This window comes from Gammaproteobacteria bacterium, from assembly GCA_028817255.1.
GTDB lineage: Bacteria > Pseudomonadota > Gammaproteobacteria > Porifericomitales > Porifericomitaceae > Porifericomes > Porifericomes azotivorans.
On record JAPPQA010000085.1, the window covers coordinates 1 to 18,735 of the forward strand.

Here is an 18,735-nt window from a genome sequence, read left to right on the forward strand (position 1 = left end):
GGCGGGGCGGGGGCCGTTACGCAATCGGGGAGTGATGCGTAAGAAGCGCTTTTCTTCCCCTCGATTGCGTAACGGCTTGCGGCGCTGCGGCCCGGTTGTCCGCGACCGCCTACCGGATGAAGAGAAACAGGGTCGTATTGCCCCGCGACACTCGCAGCAGCAGGGTCGGTTGCCGGTCCACGGCGCGCAGGAATTCGTCCACGTTGCGCACGGGCCGTTGGTTAACGGCTAGGATGACATCGCCCGGGCGCAGGCCGCCGCTCCAGGCGGGGGTGCCCCGCTCCACGCGGGTCAGGCGCACTCCGGCTTTGTCATCGCCCACGACCACCCCGGATAACAGCCGGTTCCGCGCCCGGGGCGTCTCCGCCCGCGCGCGCCGTTCGCCGGGGCTCGCTTCCAGGGCGCGTACCCGCACTTGCAGGTTGCGGGCGCTGCCGTCGCGCAGAATGCGGAAGTCCGCCGCCTCCCCGGGCTGCATCAGGCCCACCGCGTTGCGCAGGTCGCCGCTGTTCTCCACCGCCTTGCCGTTAATCTCAAGAATGATGTCTCTCAGCTGCAGGCCGGCCTCCGCCGCCGGGGAGCCCGGGAACACTTCGGTGACGACCGGGCCCCGTTCCTTTTGCAGGCCGAATGCCTCGGCCAGTTGCGGACTGAGGTCCTGCGCCCGCACGCCGAGGTAGCCCCGCCGGACTTTGCCGTACTTCAAGATCTGCTCCATGACCTGCATGGCCTGGTCTATGGGGATGGCAAAGCCGATGCCGACGCTGCCGCCGCGCTCCTGGTTGGAGAAGATCGCCGTATTGATCCCTACCAGTTCCCCCTGCAAGTTCACCAGCGCGCCGCCGGAGTTGCCCAAGTTGATCGGGGCATCCGTCTGGATGAAGTTCTCGTAGTTCAACAGGTTCAGGCCGCTGCGGTACAAGGCGCTCACCATGCCGTGGGTGGCCGAGTGCCCCAGGCCAAAGGGGTTGCCGATCGCCACCACGAAGTCTCCGATCCGCAGTTGATCCGCGTCGGCCCGCGGCAACTCCACCAGGCCGTCCCCCGCAATGCGGACCACCGCCACATCGGTACCGGGATCGGCGCCTACGATTTCTCCTTCCAGGGTGCGCCCGTCGAGCAAGGTTACGGTGATCTGATCGGCATTGGCGATCACGTGGTTGTTGGTCAGCACCAGTCCCCGCGCCGCATCTACGATGACGCCGGATCCCAGGCTTTGGAACTTCCTCTCCGGGGCCGGAATGTTGAAGAACCGGCGTGAGTAGGGGTCCACCAGGATGCGGCCGCGCTGCTGGATTCTGCCCTCGGTCGCGATGTTGACGACACCGGGCGTGGCCTGCTTCAGCATGGGCGCGACGCTGGAGGATTGCGCGCCGCCGTGCCCCCGCGAGGGCGCCGCCCAGGCGGCACAGAGAGCCGCCCCCAGCAGGACGGTCAGAAAATACGGGTAACGATGCGACATGATTCCTCCCTCGGCTGCATATGGGAAACGGGTCTTTGCGGGACCGGGGCGCGGATCGTATCCCAGGGCACGGCGCGGCGCCAGCGGCCGAGAGCGGCGGCAGCGCGCTAAAGCACCACCCGCAATCCCACCAGAATCATCATCCCCGCCAGCAGCATGCGGATGGCCTTTTCCGGGAGCAGGGGGCCGGAATGGCTGCCCAGGAAGATCCCCGGCAGGGAGCCTGCCAGTAGGCCCCCGAGCAAAATCCAGTCCACCGTGCCCAAATACAGGTGCCCCAACCCGGCAATGGCCGTTATCGGGACGGCATGCGCCAGGTCGGTTCCTACGACATGCGTGCCTTTCAGACGCGGGTACAGGAGCATCAGGGCAGCGGTTCCCAGGGCCCCCGCGCCGATGGAAGAGAGGGTTACCAATATGCCGAGGAAAAAACCGCCAAAGACGGTGGCAGTAGCAGCGGCGCCCCCCCGATTCCCTCGCAGCACGCGGAGGGCAGAGGGGGGCGGGCGGTCCCGGCCGATGCGCTGCAATCGGTCTTTGCACAGGATTACCAGAGCGGTCAGCAACAGGGCGAGCCCCAGGGCGAAGGTGATGACCGGTTCGTAATCGCCGCCGTGAACATACAGATGTTTGATCGCCAGCACGGCGAGCAGGCTGCCGGGAACGCTGCCGGATGCGGCCAACAGCACGATGCGCCAACGAATATTGCCGAGACGGTGGTGGATCCAAACTCCCCCGCTTTTGGTAACCGCCGCGTACAGCAGATCGGTGCCCACCGCGACGATCGGCTTTACCCCAAACCCCAATATCAACAGGGGGGTCATCAGCGAGCCTCCGCCTACGCCGGTCAGGCCGATGATGTAGCCGACCGCAAAGCCCGCGAGTATGTGGCTGAATTCCATTGGTTCAAGGTCGAATTGCCTGACAAACGAACGGCTCCCGCCTTTTTTCGTCTGGCCGGAGTCCGGGGCGCGCAACCAGTGTACTGCCCCCTTTTGCAATAAAATAGTATAATATATGGATAATTTATGCTTTTTTTGAATAATGAAATTGCAGCAACTGAGATATGCGCACACGATCGCCCGCCATGGCTTGAATATATCGGCCGCCGCCAAGCGATTGTTTGCCTCCCAGCCTAGCGTCAGCAGGCAGCTCCGCCTCCTGGAGGATGAACTGGGAGTGCGTTTTTTCGAGCGTAACGGGAAACGTATGACTGCCGTTACCCCGGTAGGGAAAAAGCTGCTGGAATGTATCGAGGAAATCCTGCTCCAGACGGAGAACCTTCACCGCATCGCTGGAGAAAGCAAGAACGAGACCTCCGGGAGCCTGTCGGTGGCGACCACCCATACCCAGGCAAGGTACCGACTGCCGGCGGTGATCAAGAGTTTTATCCGCCGTTATCCCAAGGTCTCGTTGCACCTGCACCAGGGCACGCCCATGCAGATCGCAAGGCTGGCGTCCGAAGAAAAGGTGGACTTTGCCATCGCGACCGAGGCGCTGGAGTTATTCGACAAGCTGATCATGATGCCCTGTTATCGCTGGAACCGCAGCATCGTCGTGCCGCTTCGCCATCCCCTGACCCGGGTTGGCAAACTAAGCCTGCGGGAGATCGCGAAGCATCCGCTCATCACCTACGTATTCGGGTTTACGGGCGGGTCGCAACTGAACGCCGCCTTTCGGCGGGCGCGGCTGGCGCCGAACGTGGTGTTTACCGCCACCGACGCCGATGTCATAAAGACCTACGTCAAGCTGGGGTTGGGCGTAGGCATCATCGCCCGCATGGCATACGACCCGAAAACCGACGGCGAATTGCGCTCCCTCGACGTCAGCGCGCTGTTCCCGCCCAGCGTTACCAAGATCGGTTTTCGCAGGGGGACGTATCTGCGGCAATACATGTACGATTTCATTTCCCTGTTCGCCCCCCACTTGACCCGGGAGGTGGTGGACAAGGCCTGCGCTTCCCGCGGCAAGGAGGATCTCGACGAGCTGTTCTCCTCCTGCGAGCTGCCCTACATTTAGGGGCTTCCCGCTATCGCTCCCCCGCCTCCGCATTCCCTTGATGCAGGCCGCATTCCTTCAATTCCTTGGATTCCCACCACCAACGGCCTTCTCGCTCGTGCTGATAAGGCAACACCGGCCGGGTGCACGGCTCGCATCCGATACTGACATATCCTTGCTCGTGCAGCTCGTTATAGGGGATATCGTTCTCCCTGATATATTGCCATACCTGCGCGGACGTCCACTCGGCCAGGGGATTGAATTTGATCAGGGGGCGCTCCGCCGAGGAAAAGGCGGCGTCTCTCTCCACGACGGAAATGCCGGTGCGGGTTTCAGGGCTCTGATCCTGTCGCTGGCCAGTGATCCAGGCGTCCAGCGTAGCCAGCTTCCGCTTTAGAGGGGCGACCTTGCGTATGCCGCAACACTCCTTGTGCCCATCCCGGTAAAAGCTGAACAGGCCTTTTTCCCTGGTCATATTTTCCAGCTGCGCCGCATCGGGAAAGAGAAGCTCTATACGGATACTGTAATGATCCCGCACTTTCTCCAGGAACCGGTAGGTCTTAGGGTGCAGGCGACCCGTATCCAGCGAGAATACGCTGACCCGCGGGTCGGCCCTGACGGCCATATCAATTAACGCTACGTCTTCCGCGCCGCTGAAGGCGATAGCGATCTTGTCGCAACGGCTCAAGGCCAGTTCCAAGACCGCTTGCGGCGAGAGGCGCCGACATTCCGAGGCCATCTTTTCAATCTCGTTGGGATCGATCATGCGCTGGTTCCGTTCTCTGTACGCTAAAAACTGTTATTATGCTTCTTTTCGTTCGCCGAATTCAGTTTATCATATGGAACGTTATGGGTAGCGCCCGCGGCGTATGCGGGCGCGCCCGGCGCCAGACAAGGCCGGGGACATAGCGGGAAGGTCGAGATGTATGGCTCAGGAAACCGATAATACCAGTACGCAATCCACTGCATGGTCTTCGGTGCTGATTGATACGCTGTATGTTGCGCTGCAAAAGAAAGCGAAAGACAAAGCGATCAAAGAAATCATACGGGACCTGAAGCGCAAAGGCTACGAAGACGCATATCTTGTCCGCCAGACCGGGGAAAAGCTGGGAAGCGATGCCGCGAATCGGGTCCAGACCCTGTTGCAGGGCGGTTCCGGCGCCGCCCCTAAAGAAGCGGAACAAGCGCCGCGCAGCGGGTCGGTAGGCGCCAAAGCGGCGGCGGCCCGGCGCCGCGCGCCGCGGCCGGGGCGACGGTCTGGCGGCGGCGGGGGGGCCGACGCCGACAGTTTTCTCGGCTGGATTAAGGGCCTTTTCGGAAAATAATAATTGGAGCCATCGCGGCGGCGGGCTCAGGCCCTGGCGGCGCGAATTTCGCCAGCCAAATCCGGCTGACCCGTCAATGATGGGCTTTTTCCAGGAAAAACGTCGGCAGGTAAGTTCCGTGCGAGGACAGATCGGTGAGTTGAATGTTTTTCCGGGGGCGGTATTCCACCACCAGATGCAACCGGGATATATCCCTGCAGGAATTGTCCGCAACGATGTCGTTGGTCGTGTCTCTGCCGATCGCCGTGCGTCCCGGCTCAAGCAGGATGGGTTCGGCGCTGAGGCCGACAAACTTCGGTTGCCGATCCATGACGATCCTGCACTTGTGCTTGGATAGGATCATATTGACCTCCTGGCCTTCTTCTATTTCGAGGGAGATCGGTTCTCCTTTAGGGAGCCGCTCGAATCCTCTATTTTCCGCCCGTTCTTGTTCCGCCGGTTCTTGCGCGACAGGACCCTCGCGCGCTAAGAGATCGATCCCCTGGGGCAGCTGCTTGCCGCGCTTTTTCAAAGCGCGGAACTCCTTGAGGATTTGCTGGCGGGTTGCCAGATATTGCATGTATTTAACGAGGGCGGTATGGCGGAAATCCTTTATCGTCGGGGTGCTTCCCGCGTCCGCTTTTTGTAAAGCCGCCATGATGGAGCGCCATCCGTAATCTTTCGAGAAGCTGGCGATGGGAATGAGGCTGAAGAAATCCTCTATCGCGCCCAATTCCGCCTTGGGGGAGGAGTTGTTGAACAACCGGACGATCCTGGTCTCCATTTTCTTGGTGAGGACCGATTCCTGCCGCAAAGCGCTGACGGACAGTCCGGCGAATTGCGAGAACCGCTCCATGGGCACCGACACCCGACCTTCCAGGGCAAAAGCGAAGGCCTCCAGAGATTGAAACTGAAGAGTATCTTTCCCTATCTGGAGTTTGACGGCGCCTGAATTTTTCGGAGCTAAAAATCTCACTCTTGATAAACGGCCAGGAACCCGAATATGGTAAATTATACCCGGTTATGCTGGCTTATAGAAGTAAAAAGGAATATCCGACCGCCAACGGCGGAGAACGGAGGGAGGCACCGCCCTCCCCGGCCGGAGCGGCAACCGCCATTTTGCGGCGTTCCCCCGGCGGGGGCCGGCGGGGGGATGCTATAATGGGGCGCAAGACCCGCAGGTTATGCGCGATGTGCGTGGTCGCCGGCCTGCCTGAACCGTACCTGAACCGGGCGGCAGGCAAGGGTCGTCGGCCCCCGTATTGCTTGTAGGATTACGAAGTTGGAATCGAACCTGATGTTGATCGTCGCGGTAGCGGCAATTGTCGTCGTGGGGGTCGTTGCCTTCCTGTTGCTGAGACATCGGGGGGCAGCCGGGGGCAGAGGCGCCGCGGAAGAAGCCGCCTATCTTGAGGACATCGATCAGGTCACCCAGAAGAAGAAGCATTCCCTGCAGACGCGGCGGCCGACAATGATCGGACGGATACCTGGAAAAGACCGAAAAGTCAGCTATATCGTGGTGCCGGAACCCACCGTGGGACGCTCCCACGCCATGATCGAATACAAGGATTACGGGTATTGGATCAAAGACCAGGGGAGCGTGAACGGCACCTTCGTGAACGGGCAGAAGGTCACCGCCGCGGTGAAACTCAAGCATGGCGATTCCATTCAGCTCTACCAATACGGGTTCAAGTTCCTTATGCCGGGAATGTCCGACGCCGACCAGACCTTGATCGCCGGCGATGCGGAGATGACGAAAATCGCGACGCCCGCCAGGCAGCCCGCTCCGGTAACCCCCGGCGACATAAAGCCCCCCAGCGAACCTTTCGGAGAGGATGTAGTGGAAGACATGACCTTGGAGAATTTCATAGACGATCAGACGATATCCGCCAGCACCACCGGCCAGTCCGAGAAGAAGAAATCCTGAGCGCATGCCTGCGTATCCCGGAGCGGGATACCCGGTGCCGCGGAGTATCGCGCCGTCTTCGCCCGGGGCGTAAAGATGCCGACCGGGCGCCGAGCCGCGACCATGCCGTATCCTCGCCTTGGCAATCGTTCGCGGGAGTTGCTCGCCTTGCTGACCGATGGCGCTTGTCATTCCTCCCTGGAATTGCAGGCGGCGCTGGGCTTGAGCCGCGCTTCCGTACGGCGCCGCCTCCGTTGCCTGAGCGACTGCGGTGTCGAGATCGTGGCGGCACGCGGGAAAGGCTACCGCCTGAGCGCGCCGCTGGAATTGCTGGAAAAGAGAAGAATACTGGCCGGGATGGAGACCGGCGCCCGACAGTTGGCGCGGCGCCTGGAGCTCCATTTCCTCATCCCTTCCACGAACGGATATATTTTGCGGCAGAAACCGCGCAGCGCCCACCGGCTGGCGGTTATTGCCGAGGGGCAGACGCAGGGGCGGGGGAGAGGCAAGAACCGCTGGGTTTCTCCTCTGGCGTCGGGGCTTTACCTCTCGATTGGCTGGACCCTGAAAGATTACCCCAGGCACTTCTCCGCACTGGCGATGACCGCCTCCGACCATATCGTCCGCGCCTTGCGTCCCCTGGGGGCGCGGGGAATCGAATCGAAATGGCCGAATGACCTGCTCTATCGCAATCGCAAACTGGGCGGGATCCTGGTGGAGGCACGAAGGGGCGCGGATAAATCCTGCCGGGTCGTGCTGGGTGTCGGGCTCAACGTCTCGCTCCCCGCCGGACTGCCGGAAGAGGTTGACCGGCCATATACGGATCTGCGGGCGGCCGCCAGTCGCCCCTTGTCCAGGAACCGCATCGCCGCGACCGTGTTGAATGCGTTGTTGCCCCTGATGCAGGAGGCATCGCATGGCCGATTCCGCAAGGATGTCCGGGGCGCCGCGGCGGCGGCATGAACATCCATATTGCCATGTTAAGCCGCCTTGGAGCCGGGGAACCGCCCGGTCTTCGGCAAGCAAACGACGAATAGGGAAGCCGCCCCGGGCGGCGGCAGTACAACGGAACCGACATTGAAATTATTGATCGATATCGGGAACAGTCGGATCAAGTGGGTTATGCACGGCGGCGACGCCCGGCAGGGAAGCGAGATCCGTTCCCTGCGCTACCAAAAGCGACGCCCGCAAGAAGCCTTTTCCTCCGCTTGGGCTCGCGAGCGGCGGCCGGAAGCCGTGTACGCCGCCAACGTAGGAGGAGCGGGGGTGGGCCGGGCCCTGGAGCGATGGACCCGGCAGCGGTGGAATCTTGCTCCGCAATACCCGAAGGTCTCCGACCGGCTGGGCGGGATAAGCAACGGTTATCGCAGGAAGGAACTTTTGGGGATCGACCGGTGGCTGGCGATGGCAGGCGCCTGGGCCAGGTATCGCCAGCCGCTCTGCCTGATTGATTGCGGCACCGCGATCACCGTGGACGTGCTGGACCGGGAGGGAAACCACGCGGGGGGAGTTATCCTTCCCGGGAAGAGGCTGTTATGCGAAGCGCTTACCCGGGGGACGGCGCAACTGCGCAACGTGCGATTTTCCGGACCCGATTGGGCTCTGAGCCTGGGGCGGGATACGGACGAAGCGGTGCGCTTCGGGAACTGCTACATGATCGTGGGGGCGCTGCGATACATCGTTGCCGAAGTCAGGGCACGTTACGGGGAAGACATCCGTATCCTGTTCGACGGCGGAGACGCCGCGGAACTGGCCGGCCTGGTCGGAGCGGGGAGTACGCATGCTCCGGGATTGGTTCTGGAGGGACTGGCATATTTTGCCGGGCTTGGCCAGTGAAGTGGTTTTTCGTCATCCTGCTTCTGGGGAACGCGGTGTTTTTCGGCTGGTCGTACCGCAACGTCCTCCTCCAGGACGAGCTCAACGCGGTCCATGGATTGGCGGTGGAACAGCCTCCGGAGAAACTGCTTCTGCTCTCGGAGTTGCCGCTTCCGCCTCCCTCCCTGGCGGCGAATGGTTTGCCGGAGGGAGCGGCCGCGCCGGAGCGCGCCGAAGACTCCCCCAGGTCCGGGCCCGACCTGGATGAATCCGTAGCGGTTGCGGACGAGCGCCCTCCGGAGTGGCCCGCCGAATGGCGCAATGCCCCGGAGGGAGGAGAGGACGCCTGTCTCAGTTTCGGCCCTTTCTTCGAGGAGTCCAGGGCGAACCGACTGCAAACCTGGCTCAACGAACGCGACGTACGCAACCGGCGACACGTGGAAAAACCGAAGGAGCGCCCGTACTATTGGATCTATATGGCCCCCCGGAAATCGCTCGCCGCACTTGCCGAGACCATAGACGATTTGAAGGAAAAGGGGATCGGCAACTACCGGCTGATTCGGAGGGGCAACCTCAAAAATGCCCTGTCGCTGGGAGTCTTCTCCGACCGTTCCGAGGTGGAACGGAGGCTCGAAGAGTTAAGAGAACAGGGATATCGGCCGATCATAGTGCCCTACGGGGGCAAACAGCCGGCTACCTGGGTGTACGCCCGGTTCGGAGAGAAAGCAAGGTCGGACAGCGGCTTCCTGTCTGGCGCCCCCCTCTCGCGAGGAGAAGAGACCGTGATAGAATGCGACGCAACGGAGGTGCCGTAGGGGCCGTCGCAACGGTTATCGGAAGGGGGACGTCCCCTGTTGCCTTCATGGTCAGGCCCCGATAGTTAAACGGCCATAACCGATGATTTGTAATCATCAGTTGAGGGTTCGAATCCCTCTCGGGGCTCCGCAAAGTCCAACCGCATTAATTGGACGGCAGGGGCCAGGAGTTCGCCAAAAAGCCGCAAAAGACCACGGCCCCCAGCCATCCGTTATTGGCGAAAGCACGGATGCACATAGCGGGGCGGCGCTCGCGAACGAGGTATTGCTGGTAAAGCGCAAGCAAAGCCGCGAGCGCAAGACAAAAATAAAAGACCGGGCGATACCCCTGCGACAGCCCCAGCGCCGCTAACAAAATCAAGGCCGCGCCCTGCAAGGCAGCGACCATGATCCGGTCCTGCCTGCCGAAAAGCAATGCCGTAGAATGCAGGCCGATCCGGGAATCGTCTTCCCGGTCCGCCATGGCATACAGGGTATCGTAGCCCACCGTCCAGCAAAGATTTGCCAGGAAAAGCAACCCGGCGGCTGGCGGTATGGAATGGGTAATCTCCGCATATGCCATGGGGATAGACCAACTGAAGGCCAACCCCAGGTAAAGTTGGGGGGCGCGAAAGCAGCGCTTCATTAACGGGTAAGTGCAGGCCAGGAACAGGGCCGCCACGGCCAGCAGGATCGTCGGCGGGCTCAAGGTCAGCGCCAGCAGGGCCGAGAGCAGGACCAGCGTCCCGAATACGGCGCCCGCCTCCCGAAGGCTGACCAGGCCGCGGGCCAGGGGGCGCCCCTTCGTGCGCGCGACCTGTCGGTCGAAGCGCAGGTCCAGACAATCGTTAATCACGCACCCGGCCGAGCGCATCAGCACGCAACCGCATACGAAAACTACCACCAACACGGGGGGAGGCATGCCGCCGGCGGCCGCCCACAACGCCCACAGGGCAGGCCATAGCAGGAGAAATATGCCGATGGGACGGTGCAGGCGGATCAGGAGGGCATAACGGACGGCGCGTCTCGGCAAGCCCTTGCGTGGGGCGCCCCCGATTGCCGTGTTCACTTTGGCGCACCTCCGCCTTTGTTGCGGCAAAAACCGGGCAGGATCACCTCGGTAATCAGCAGCGGCCGGCCGCCGATGCGAAAGCGGGAACGGCGCATCCACAGCCGCCGCGCGGCGCCCTGACAGTCCGCGGCGGCCAGCCCGTAGAGCGGCGCCTTGCGGCCTAGCCGGCGCGCCTGCAATTCTTCCCTGGCCACCCCGGGCATGGAGAAAAGCAACGCCCCCAACGGCCGCGCGCCCAGTCTGCGCAAGCGGTAGCGGATTCGACGCAGAGTATTCCCCGTCATGACGCTGCGCCCGTAGAACCACGGCCTGTCCCGGCAACGGAACAACACTTCCCGGATCCACCCCCACTGTCCCGGGCGCAGGCGCAGCGCCCTGCGTTCATCGCAGAGCAGGGGCGCCCAACCCTGGCGCTTGATCTCGATCCGCAGCCGTTCCGGGCAGCGCCGCCCCGCCAATTGGGTAAGGGAACCGGTGTGCCCCAGGATATCGCGGACTTCCGCGGGCGGCGAGCCGCGCCTCCTCTTGACAAGCGCGCGGCGCATCTTGCCGAGACCTGCCGGCTTCCGGTTCACGCGCTGCCATATTCCGGCCGCCCCCCCTGCCACCTGTAGAGCAGCGGAGGAATGCGTTCGGGGTGCTCCTCCAGCAAGTCTCTGGCGGCCGCCCGAACCTCCGGCAGCAACATCCGGTCGCGGTAGAGGTCGGCAATGCGCATTTGCGGCAACCCCTTCTGACGTGTGCCCAACAGCTCTCCCGGACCGCGCAGCCGCAGGTCGCATTCGGCGATCTTAAAGCCGTCCTGCGTGTCGCGCATGGTCATCAGGCGCTCCCGGGCAACCTGGCTCAGGGGCGGTTCGTAGAGCAGGATACAGTCTCCGCGCGTGCTTCCCCTGCCGATGCGTCCGCGTAACTGGTGCAGTTGCGCCAGGCCGAGACGCTCGGAATTCTCGACGATCATCAAACTGGCGTTGGGCACGTCAATACCGACCTCTATCACGGTGGTGGCAACCAACACTTGCAGGCCGCCGTTCATGAATTCCTGCATGACGGCATCCTTTTCCGCGGGTCTCATGCGACCGTGGATCAATCCGATCCGCAGTCCGGGCAGACTCTGTGCGAGATACTCGTGGGTGCGGATGGCGGACTGCTTCCCGATTTTCTCCGTTTCCTCGATCAAGCTGCAGATCCAATACGCCTGGCGGCCGCGGTTGCAGGCGGCGGCAATCCTGAGCGCCAGTTCTTCGCGCCGGCGGCAGGAGACAACCGCGGTGTTCGCCGGCTGTCTTCCCGGGGGCATTTGATCGATGACGGAGAGATCCAGGTCCGCGTAAATCGCCATGGAGAATGTCCTCGGTATAGGGGTGGCCGTCATCACCAGCTGATGGGGGTGACGGGTGTCCTCGGCTCCCTTGTTAAGGAGGTTCAACCGCTGATACACGCCGAAGCGGTGTTGCTCGTCAATGATCGCCAGGCCCAGGTCGGGAATGGCCACCTCCTCCTGAAGCAGGGCGTGGGTGCCGACGATCAATGTCGAGCCCCCGTCCCGCAACCGCCCCAGCAGGGATTTTCTGCGCGCGCGCGTCAGTCTGCCGGTCAATAACAGCACCGGTATGCCGAGCTCGCCAAACCACTGGGAGAAACGTTCGTAATGCTGGGCGGCCAACAATTCGGTAGGGACCATCACGCACGCCTGGCGGCCGCTGCTTGCCGCCTCCAGGGCGGCCACGGCGGCCACGGCCGTCTTCCCCGAGCCCACATCGCCCTGCAGGAGGCGCATCATGGGCACTTCGCGCTGGAGATCCTGCCGTATTTCGCCGATGACCCGCTGCTGCGCCGGGGTAAGCGCGAACGGCAGGCTGGCGACGAAGCGCCGTATCGCCGCCTCGTCGCCCCGTAGCGACAGCCCCTTGCGGGCCCGCATTTTTGCGCGCACCTGCATCAGCGCCATGCGGTGCGCAAGCAACTCCTCGAAGGCCAAGCGCCGGAAGGCGGGGTGCTCCCTCTCCCGCAGGGCGTCGGTATCCGCGCCCGGAGGCGGCAGGTGAACAAATTGCAAGGCGTCGCAGAAGCGAGGCAGGGCCCCGTTGCCCAGAACCCGCTCCGGCAGCAGTTCCTCCTGGAGTCGTTGGTCCCTGGAAACCCGCTCCAGGGCACTGCCGATCGCTCGCCGCAGGGATGCCTGGGAGAGATTCCCCCCGGAGGGGTAAATCGGGGTCAGTTGCGTTTTCAGCGGCATGGGCCGATTCGCCCGGCTCGTCATGCATTCCGGATGCACCATCTCCAGGGAGAAGGCGCCGTGCCGAACCGAGCCGTAGCAGCGCACTACGGCGCCGTCCCGGAATCTCTGCTGCTGGGAGCGGGCGAAGTGCAGGAACCGCAGCTGCAACAAGCCGGTGTCGTCTTCGAGGCAGACGACCAGGCTTTTCCTCGGGCGCCAGCGGATCTCGCTGTGCCGCACCGTCCCCTCGACCAGCGCCTCCTGCCCGGGCAGCAGCTGGCCTATGGGTACGATGCGCGTCTTGTCCACGTACCGCAGGGGGAAATGAAATAGCAAATCCCGGGCCGTATTCAGTCCCAGCCGCCGGAACTTACGGACAGTGGCAGGGGCACTGCGAACGAAACAATCCAGGGGCGCATCCAGCATGTCCGCGGGCCCCGCGGCAACGGCGCCCCGCGCATCCGTCGCCGTAGTCGCCGCCGGCATCCCCGGCGCCTCGGAGACGCCCGCCTGCCGCGGTTTCCCCCCTCTACCAATACATGAGATCGTTTTGCTCCTGAGACTCTTGCAGGTCCCCCGTCCTTTCGATGCGGGAGACCTGGCCGAGCCGGCGGATCCTCCGGATCGCTTGCGCCAAATGCTTCCGGTCCCGAATTTCCAGCGCGAACTGCAAGGTCGTGCGTTCCTCCCGGCCACCCTTGATCCCTACATTGATGACGTTGATCCCCTGGTCGGCAATGGCACTGGCCACGGTGGCGAGAACGCCGCGCTGATTCGCCACCTGCATTTGCAGTACGGCGACGAAGTCCCGGTCCAGTTCCTTCGCCCATTCGGCGCAGATCAGCCGTTCCGGGTGCCGGCGCCGCCGGCGCATGTTCTTGCAGGAGCGCCGGTGTATCACGATACCGCGGTCGGGGCTGGCGTAGCCCGAGACCGCATCCCCGGGAATAGGGTGGCAGCACCTGGCAAAGCTGATCGCCATGCCCTCCGTACCCTCGATGACCAGGGGTTGCGCCGCGGGGCCGTCCGCCGCCGCGGTCTTGCCATCCGCCGCCGACAGTTCCCGCGCGATGATGTGCGCGGGCAGGTTGCCCACGCCGGTTTCCTCCAGCAGACGCTCCCTGCTGTCCAGCCCGTGGCACTCCAGGACGGCGCGTATGTCCCGCTCCCCGAGCTGTTCGTAGGACATGGCCAGCGCCGCCAACTCCGCCTGCAACAGCCGTTTGCCCAGGTCGCGGGCCTCGCTCAACTTGATGCCTTTCAAATAGTGTCGGATGCCGGCCCTGGCCTTGGCCGTGGTAACGAATTTCAACCATGCGGGATCGGGTTGCGCAAAAGGCGAAGTAAGGATCTCCACGGTCTGGCCGGATTTCAGCGGACTGCTCAACGGGGCCGGCTGCCGGTCAATCCGGGCCCCCACACAGCGGTTGCCCACATCGGTGTGGACGGCGTAGGCCATGTCGAGCACGGTGGCCCCCCTGGGCAGCTTGAGTATGTCTCCGCGGGGGGTGAACAGATACACTTCCTCCGGAAACAGATCGACCCGCACATGCTCCAGGAATTCTTCCGGATCTCCGGCCGCCCGGTGCAGTTCCAGTATGTCCCGCAGCCATTTCCGCGTCTGTCGGTACGCCCCGCGCCGGTCGGAAATGCCGCCCGACTTGTACGACCAATGGGCCGCGATGCCGGCCTCGGCGATGCGGTCCATGTCATGGGTGCGGATCTGCACCTCAACGGGCATTCCATGAGGGCCGAACAGCACCGTATGCAGGGACTGGTAGCCGTTCGTCTTGGGCAGGGCGATGTAATCCTTGAACTTCCCGGGAACCGGCTTGTACAGATTGTGGATGGCGCCCAGCGCAAGATAGCAGTCCTTGGACGAGGCCGTGATGATCCGAAAGGCATGCAGGTCGCAGATCTCGCCGAACGAGAGATGCTTGTTCTGCATCTTCCGGTAGATGCCGTACAGGTGCTTCTCCCGCCCCAGAACCTGCGACTCGATGCCTTCCAACAGCAGGCGCTTTTCGACCGTTTGCTGGATGCGGGTGACGATACGCTGGGCGCGCCGGCGAATTTCTTGCATGCGCTCCTCCAGCACCCGGAACCGCAACGGATAGAAATACCGGAACCCCAGCTCTTCCAACTCGAGCCGCACGCTGTTCATCCCCAGGCGTTGCGCAATCGGCGCATAGATCTCCAGGGTCTCGCAGGCAATGCGCCGGCGCTTGGCGGGCGGCAGGGCGCCCAGGGTGCGCATATTGTGTATGCGGTCCGCAAGTTTGATCAGGATGACGCGGAGGTCGTCGGTCATGGCCATGAACATCCTTTGCAGGTTGCTGGCCTGGGCGTGCGCGTAATTGTCGAACTGAATCCGGCTGATCTTGGTGACTCCGTCCACCAGTTGCGCCACGTCCCGGCCGAACCGGCGCCGGATGTCCTCCTTGGCGACATCCGTATCCTCGATGACGTCGTGCAGGATGGCGGCGCTGATCGTCTGGTAATCCAGGTGCATATCCCCCAGAATCCTGCTGACCGCCAGCGGGTGATGAATATAGGGTTCGCCGCTGATGCGCTGTTGGTTGCGGTGCGCCTTTTCGCTAAAGCGGTATGCCCGGCGCACTTTCTCGACCTGGCTCGGCGTCAGGTAGGCGCCCACGCTTTCCTCCAGCTCGGCAAAACGCGTTTCTTCTGTCATGGGTTTTCATCCCACTCCCGCCCGCACGCCCGGGCGAAGGCGGCGGAAGGGGGCTATGCGTCTTCGGCGGGGGTCGGCGCCTCCGGTTCCTCTGCGCCAGGTTCGCTGCCGCCCGGATTATCTACGTTTTCCTGCGTCACCAGGCCCGCCGCGACCTCGCGCAGGGCGATCACCGTGGGTTTTTCGTCCGTCTCTTCCTCCAGGAGCGAATCCTTCCCCATGTTGAGCGGCCGGGCGCGCTTGCTCGCCAGCAATACCAGGTCGTACCGATTCGGGATTTTTTCGAGACAGTCTTCTACCGTCAATCTTGCCATGGTTTCGTTTTCCTCTACAAACCGATCCGCCCGGACCGGCGCTGCGCGCGATTCGGGAACGGCCCCGGCAATCTTAACGAAAATGCCGCGCTTCTTCCATCAGGGCCGATAGATGTTCCTGGACGTCGCTCTCTATAAGGGCCTCCGGTCCGCCGGCACGGACCGAGCGAACGATGTCCCGCAATCGCTCCAGAGCGCGGTCGAAGTCATCGTTGATAAGCTGGTAATTGTATTCCCCACAGTGAGAAAGATCCGCCAGCGTTTCGCTGATGCGCCTCTGAATCACCTGTTCGTCGTCCTGTCCCCGGCGCCGCAGCCGCTCCTGCAGGGAACGGAAGTTCGGGGGCAAAATGAAAATCCCCATGGAATCAGGAATTGCCCGGCGCACCTGGCGCGCGCCCTGCCAATCGATCTCCAGCAGCACATCCTTGCCGGCGTCCAGTTGCCGGCGCACCCGATGCCGCGAGGTCCCGTAGAAATTGCCGAAAACCTCGGCGTACTCCAACAGTTGCTCTTCTTTAATCATCTTCTGGAAGGCTGCCGGCGTCACGAAGCAGTAGTCGCTGCCGTGTTCCTCCTGCGGCCGTATCGGACGGGTAGTATAGGAAATGGAGAGCTCCAGGCGCGTGACCGAACGCAGCAGCGCCTGGATCAGGGAAGTCTTCCCTGTCCCGGAAGGGCCCGACACGATAAATACCCTGGCCGCCCGCACGGCTCGCTATTCCACGTTCTGCGCCTGTTCGCGCATCTGCTCGACCAACAGCCGCAGCCGAATAACGGCGGAATCGTTGTGCAGACCGCCGATCTTGGCGGCCAGGGTATGCGACTCCCGGTGCAGCTCCTGTAGCAGAAAATTCAGGTGCTTGCCGATGGCGCCGCCCCGTTCCAGCAGGTGCCGCGTCTCCTCCAGGTAGATTCCCAGCCGGTCCAGTTCCTCCGTGGCATCCGAACGGCGCAGCAGCAGAACCAATTCCTGCTCCAGGCGCCCCGGATCTATATCGGCGCCCCCCGCGGCCAGTTGCCGCACCTGTTCGCGCAGCCGCTGGCGCGCCTGGTCGGCGAGTTGCGGCGCCCCCTGCCGCAACTCGTCCAGGATCGCGGCGCAACTCCCGCATTTTTCCCGGAAAATGCGGCCCAGGCTTTCCCCCTCCTGCCGCCGTTTCGCCACAAAGGCCGTCACGGACTCCTGCAGCAGATCCAGGAGCGGCTGGCGGATGCTTGCCTCCCGCAGATCCAGGGATTGCAGTACGCCGGGCCATTCCAGGACCCGCGGCAGGTCTATGGGCGCGCACGGCCCCTCCGTTAACTCCTGGACGTCGCGCATCGCCTGCAACAGGTCGCGCACCCGGGCGCGGTTGATGCGATGCGACACCAACCCTTCGGCAGCTTCGAATTCCAGTTGGCAGATCACCTTGCCCCGGCGTACATGTCGCCGACACAGGTCGCGGCAGGGCTGTTCCAGGGCCGCCAATTCCCGCGGCAGGTGCACGCCGATCTCGAGGAAACGGTGGTTGAGCGAACGCAACTCCCAGGCGGCACGCCCCCATCGGTCCTGCCGCTCCACCCTGCTGAAACCGGTCATGCTGGAAATCATTGTCTTGTGCCCCGTGCGGAACGCCGAGGCGCGTCCCGTTGCTGGTTTTTTCGCGGGCTTATTATAATGCCCTCTTTCGCAGAGACAGACCATGGAGACAAAACGATGCGCCCCGACGGCAGAGCGGCGGAAGAATTGCGCCCGGTACGAATGACCCGGGGCTTCCTGGATCACGCGGAAGGTTCCGCGCTGATCGAGTTCGGCCGCACCCGGGTGCTCTGCACCGCGAGCGTCGAGGACGGCGTGCCCCCGTTCCTCAAGGGCAGGAAACAGGGCTGGGTAACGGCGGAGTACGGCATGTTGCCCCGGGCCACCGAGCGGCGCACCCGCCGCGAGGCCACCCTGCACCGCCCGTCCGGCAGGACGCTGGAGATCCAGCGCCTGATCGGGCGCTCGTTGCGGGCCGCCGTGGATCTGAAGGCCCTGGACGAGATCACGATCACCGTGGACTGCGACGTAATCCGGGCGGATGGCGGGACCCGAACGGCGGCGATTACCGGCGGCTACATTGCCCTGGAAGACGCCGTCAACCATGTCCTGCGGCGGCGCCGGGCGCGGGGACGCCCGCTGCGCAGCATGATCGCGTCCGTCTCGGCCGGCATCGTTGCCGGCGAAGTGCTGCTGGACCTGGATTACCGGGAAGACTCCAGCGCGGACGCCGACATGAACATCGTGATGAACGACTCGGGGGAGTACGTGGAAGTTCAAGGGACCGCCGAGGGAGCGCCTTTCGACGCCGAGCAACTGGCAGCCGTGCTGACACTGACCCGTTCCGGCCTGGAGCGCCTATTCGCCCTGCAGCGCGAGGCGCTGGGCCGGTAGAGCGAACGGCGGCGGGCAACGGCTCGGGACCGTTCCGGCACTGGCCCGGCACCGGCCCCAAGAACAATCATAGGGACAATCATGCGGCAGGAAATCGTGCTGGCCAGCGCCAATCCCGGCAAGCTGCGCGAATTGCGCGCGCTGCTGGCGCCGCTGGGGATTCGCCTGCTGTCCCAAGGAGAACTGGCAATCTCGTCGGTGCCGGAGAACGGCCTGAGCTTCGAGGAAAACGCCCTCCTCAAGGCCCGCCATGCGGCCCGTCACGCAGGCCTCCCGGCGATCGCGGACGACTCCGGCCTCGAGGTGGACGCCTTGGACGGCGCCCCCGGTATTTATTCGGCCCGCTATGCCGGACCGGGCGCCACAGACGCCGATAACAACCGGTTGCTGCTACGGAAATTGGAGGGAGTGCCCGAAGCGCGCCGCAACGCCCGCTTCCGCTGCTGCATCGCCTACCTGCGCCGCGCCGACGACCCCGCGCCTTTGATTTGCCAGGGCGCCTGGGAGGGGTGCATCGTTTCCTCTGCCGGGGCTCGCGTCGCCGGCGGAGCGGGCGGTTTCGGCTACGACCCGCTGTTTTACCTGCCCCAGCTGGGCTGCACTTCCGCCGACCTTTCGCCCGCCCGCAAAAACCGTCTCAGCCACCGGGGGCAGGCCGTCCGAAAACTGGCGCAGAGCCTTGCCGCCGGGCGCCCGGCGACGCCCAGGCGCAGCGGCCACGGCTGAAGGCTTACCCGG

The 18,735-nt window shown here is 63.5% G+C and carries 19 protein-coding genes and 1 tRNA gene; 9 read left to right on the forward strand and 11 right to left on the reverse strand.

Going from position 1 to position 18,735, the window contains the following annotated elements; translation table 11 throughout:
- Positions 1-109: 109 nt before the first annotated feature.
- Positions 110-1,462: a DegQ family serine endoprotease gene (locus tag OXU43_03900; protein ID MDD9824299.1), complete on the reverse strand. Its 1,353-nt coding sequence runs from the start codon at positions 1,460-1,462 to the stop codon at positions 110-112.
- A gap of 107 nt (positions 1,463-1,569) precedes the next feature.
- On the reverse strand, positions 1,570-2,364 hold the full coding sequence (locus OXU43_03905; GenBank protein MDD9824300.1) for a sulfite exporter TauE/SafE family protein: 795 nt from the start codon (positions 2,362-2,364) through the stop codon (positions 1,570-1,572).
- 142 nt (positions 2,365-2,506) lie between these two features.
- Between OXU43_03905 and cysB the strand changes: the two genes are divergently transcribed.
- On the forward strand, positions 2,507-3,481 hold the full coding sequence (gene cysB / locus OXU43_03910) for an HTH-type transcriptional regulator CysB (protein MDD9824301.1): 975 nt from the start codon (positions 2,507-2,509) through the stop codon (positions 3,479-3,481).
- Positions 3,482-3,491: 10 nt separating this feature from the next.
- Here cysB and OXU43_03915 read toward each other — a convergent pair whose 3' ends face one another.
- On the reverse strand, positions 3,492-4,226 hold the full coding sequence (locus OXU43_03915) for a phosphoadenylyl-sulfate reductase (GenBank protein ID MDD9824302.1): 735 nt from the start codon (positions 4,224-4,226) through the stop codon (positions 3,492-3,494).
- 160 nt (positions 4,227-4,386) lie between these two features.
- On the opposite strand from OXU43_03915, the gene OXU43_03920 reads away from it, so the two are divergent.
- Complete coding sequence (locus OXU43_03920) at positions 4,387-4,785, forward strand: hypothetical protein (GenBank protein MDD9824303.1); 399 nt, start codon at positions 4,387-4,389, stop codon at positions 4,783-4,785.
- Between the two features lie 73 nt (positions 4,786-4,858).
- On the opposite strand, the gene OXU43_03925 is transcribed toward OXU43_03920, so the two are convergent.
- Entirely contained in the window at positions 4,859-5,740 is an 882-nt protein-coding gene (locus OXU43_03925; protein ID MDD9824304.1) for an FHA domain-containing protein, read from the reverse strand.
- Positions 5,741-6,046: 306 nt separating this feature from the next.
- On the opposite strand from OXU43_03925, the gene OXU43_03930 reads away from it, so the two are divergent.
- The 5 genes from OXU43_03930 to OXU43_03950 all read left to right on the forward strand — a co-directional run bounded on the left by OXU43_03930 (position 6,047) and on the right by OXU43_03950 (position 9,427).
- Positions 6,047-6,691: an FHA domain-containing protein gene (locus OXU43_03930; protein MDD9824305.1), complete on the forward strand. Its 645-nt coding sequence runs from the start codon at positions 6,047-6,049 to the stop codon at positions 6,689-6,691.
- 102 nt (positions 6,692-6,793) lie between these two features.
- Positions 6,794-7,633 (forward strand): biotin--[acetyl-CoA-carboxylase] ligase, encoded by an 840-nt coding sequence (locus tag OXU43_03935; GenBank protein MDD9824306.1) that lies wholly within the window; start codon positions 6,794-6,796, stop codon positions 7,631-7,633.
- A 114-nt stretch (positions 7,634-7,747) separates the two neighbouring features.
- Positions 7,748-8,506 (forward strand): type III pantothenate kinase, encoded by a 759-nt coding sequence (locus OXU43_03940; protein MDD9824307.1) that lies wholly within the window; start codon positions 7,748-7,750, stop codon positions 8,504-8,506.
- On the forward strand, positions 8,503-9,300 hold the full coding sequence (locus tag OXU43_03945) for an SPOR domain-containing protein (GenBank protein ID MDD9824308.1): 798 nt from the start codon (positions 8,503-8,505) through the stop codon (positions 9,298-9,300). Before OXU43_03940 ends, OXU43_03945 begins: the two co-directional genes overlap by 4 nt.
- A gap of 55 nt (positions 9,301-9,355) precedes the next feature.
- A tRNA-Thr gene (locus tag OXU43_03950) sits at positions 9,356-9,427 on the forward strand.
- Positions 9,428-9,445: 18 nt separating this feature from the next.
- Here OXU43_03950 and ubiA read toward each other — a convergent pair.
- The 7 genes from ubiA to OXU43_03985 all read right to left on the reverse strand — a co-directional run bounded on the left by ubiA (position 9,446) and on the right by OXU43_03985 (position 17,175).
- Positions 9,446-10,348, reverse strand: a complete 903-nt coding sequence (gene ubiA, locus OXU43_03955) for a 4-hydroxybenzoate octaprenyltransferase (protein ID MDD9824309.1) — start codon at positions 10,346-10,348, stop codon at positions 9,446-9,448.
- Positions 10,345-10,926 carry a chorismate lyase gene (locus tag OXU43_03960; protein MDD9824310.1) on the reverse strand — a complete coding sequence of 194 codons (582 nt, stop codon included), beginning with the start codon at positions 10,924-10,926 and terminating at the stop codon, positions 10,345-10,347. Before OXU43_03960 ends, ubiA begins: the two co-directional genes overlap by 4 nt.
- Entirely contained in the window at positions 10,923-13,058 is a 2,136-nt protein-coding gene (recG, locus tag OXU43_03965) for an ATP-dependent DNA helicase RecG (GenBank protein MDD9824311.1), read from the reverse strand. Before recG ends, OXU43_03960 begins: the two co-directional genes overlap by 4 nt.
- Before the next feature lie 43 nt (positions 13,059-13,101).
- A complete protein-coding gene (locus OXU43_03970; protein ID MDD9824312.1) occupies positions 13,102-15,267 on the reverse strand; it encodes a bifunctional (p)ppGpp synthetase/guanosine-3',5'-bis(diphosphate) 3'-pyrophosphohydrolase in 2,166 nt (721 codons plus the stop codon).
- 53 nt (positions 15,268-15,320) lie between these two features.
- The gene (rpoZ, locus tag OXU43_03975; protein MDD9824313.1) at positions 15,321-15,581 is read right to left on the reverse strand and encodes a DNA-directed RNA polymerase subunit omega; all 261 of its coding nucleotides are present in this window, start codon (positions 15,579-15,581) and stop codon (positions 15,321-15,323) included.
- 73 nt (positions 15,582-15,654) lie between these two features.
- Complete coding sequence (gene gmk / locus OXU43_03980; GenBank protein ID MDD9824314.1) at positions 15,655-16,293, reverse strand: guanylate kinase; 639 nt, start codon at positions 16,291-16,293, stop codon at positions 15,655-15,657.
- 6 nt (positions 16,294-16,299) lie between these two features.
- A complete protein-coding gene (locus OXU43_03985) occupies positions 16,300-17,175 on the reverse strand; it encodes a YicC family protein (GenBank protein MDD9824315.1) in 876 nt (291 codons plus the stop codon).
- 105 nt (positions 17,176-17,280) lie between these two features.
- Here OXU43_03985 and rph point away from each other — a divergent pair, with 105 nt between their 5' ends.
- The gene (rph, locus tag OXU43_03990; protein MDD9824316.1) at positions 17,281-17,997 is read left to right on the forward strand and encodes a ribonuclease PH; all 717 of its coding nucleotides are present in this window, start codon (positions 17,281-17,283) and stop codon (positions 17,995-17,997) included.
- An 81-nt stretch (positions 17,998-18,078) separates the two neighbouring features.
- A complete protein-coding gene (gene rdgB, locus OXU43_03995; GenBank protein ID MDD9824317.1) occupies positions 18,079-18,723 on the forward strand; it encodes an RdgB/HAM1 family non-canonical purine NTP pyrophosphatase in 645 nt (214 codons plus the stop codon).
- Positions 18,724-18,735 lie beyond the last annotated feature (12 nt).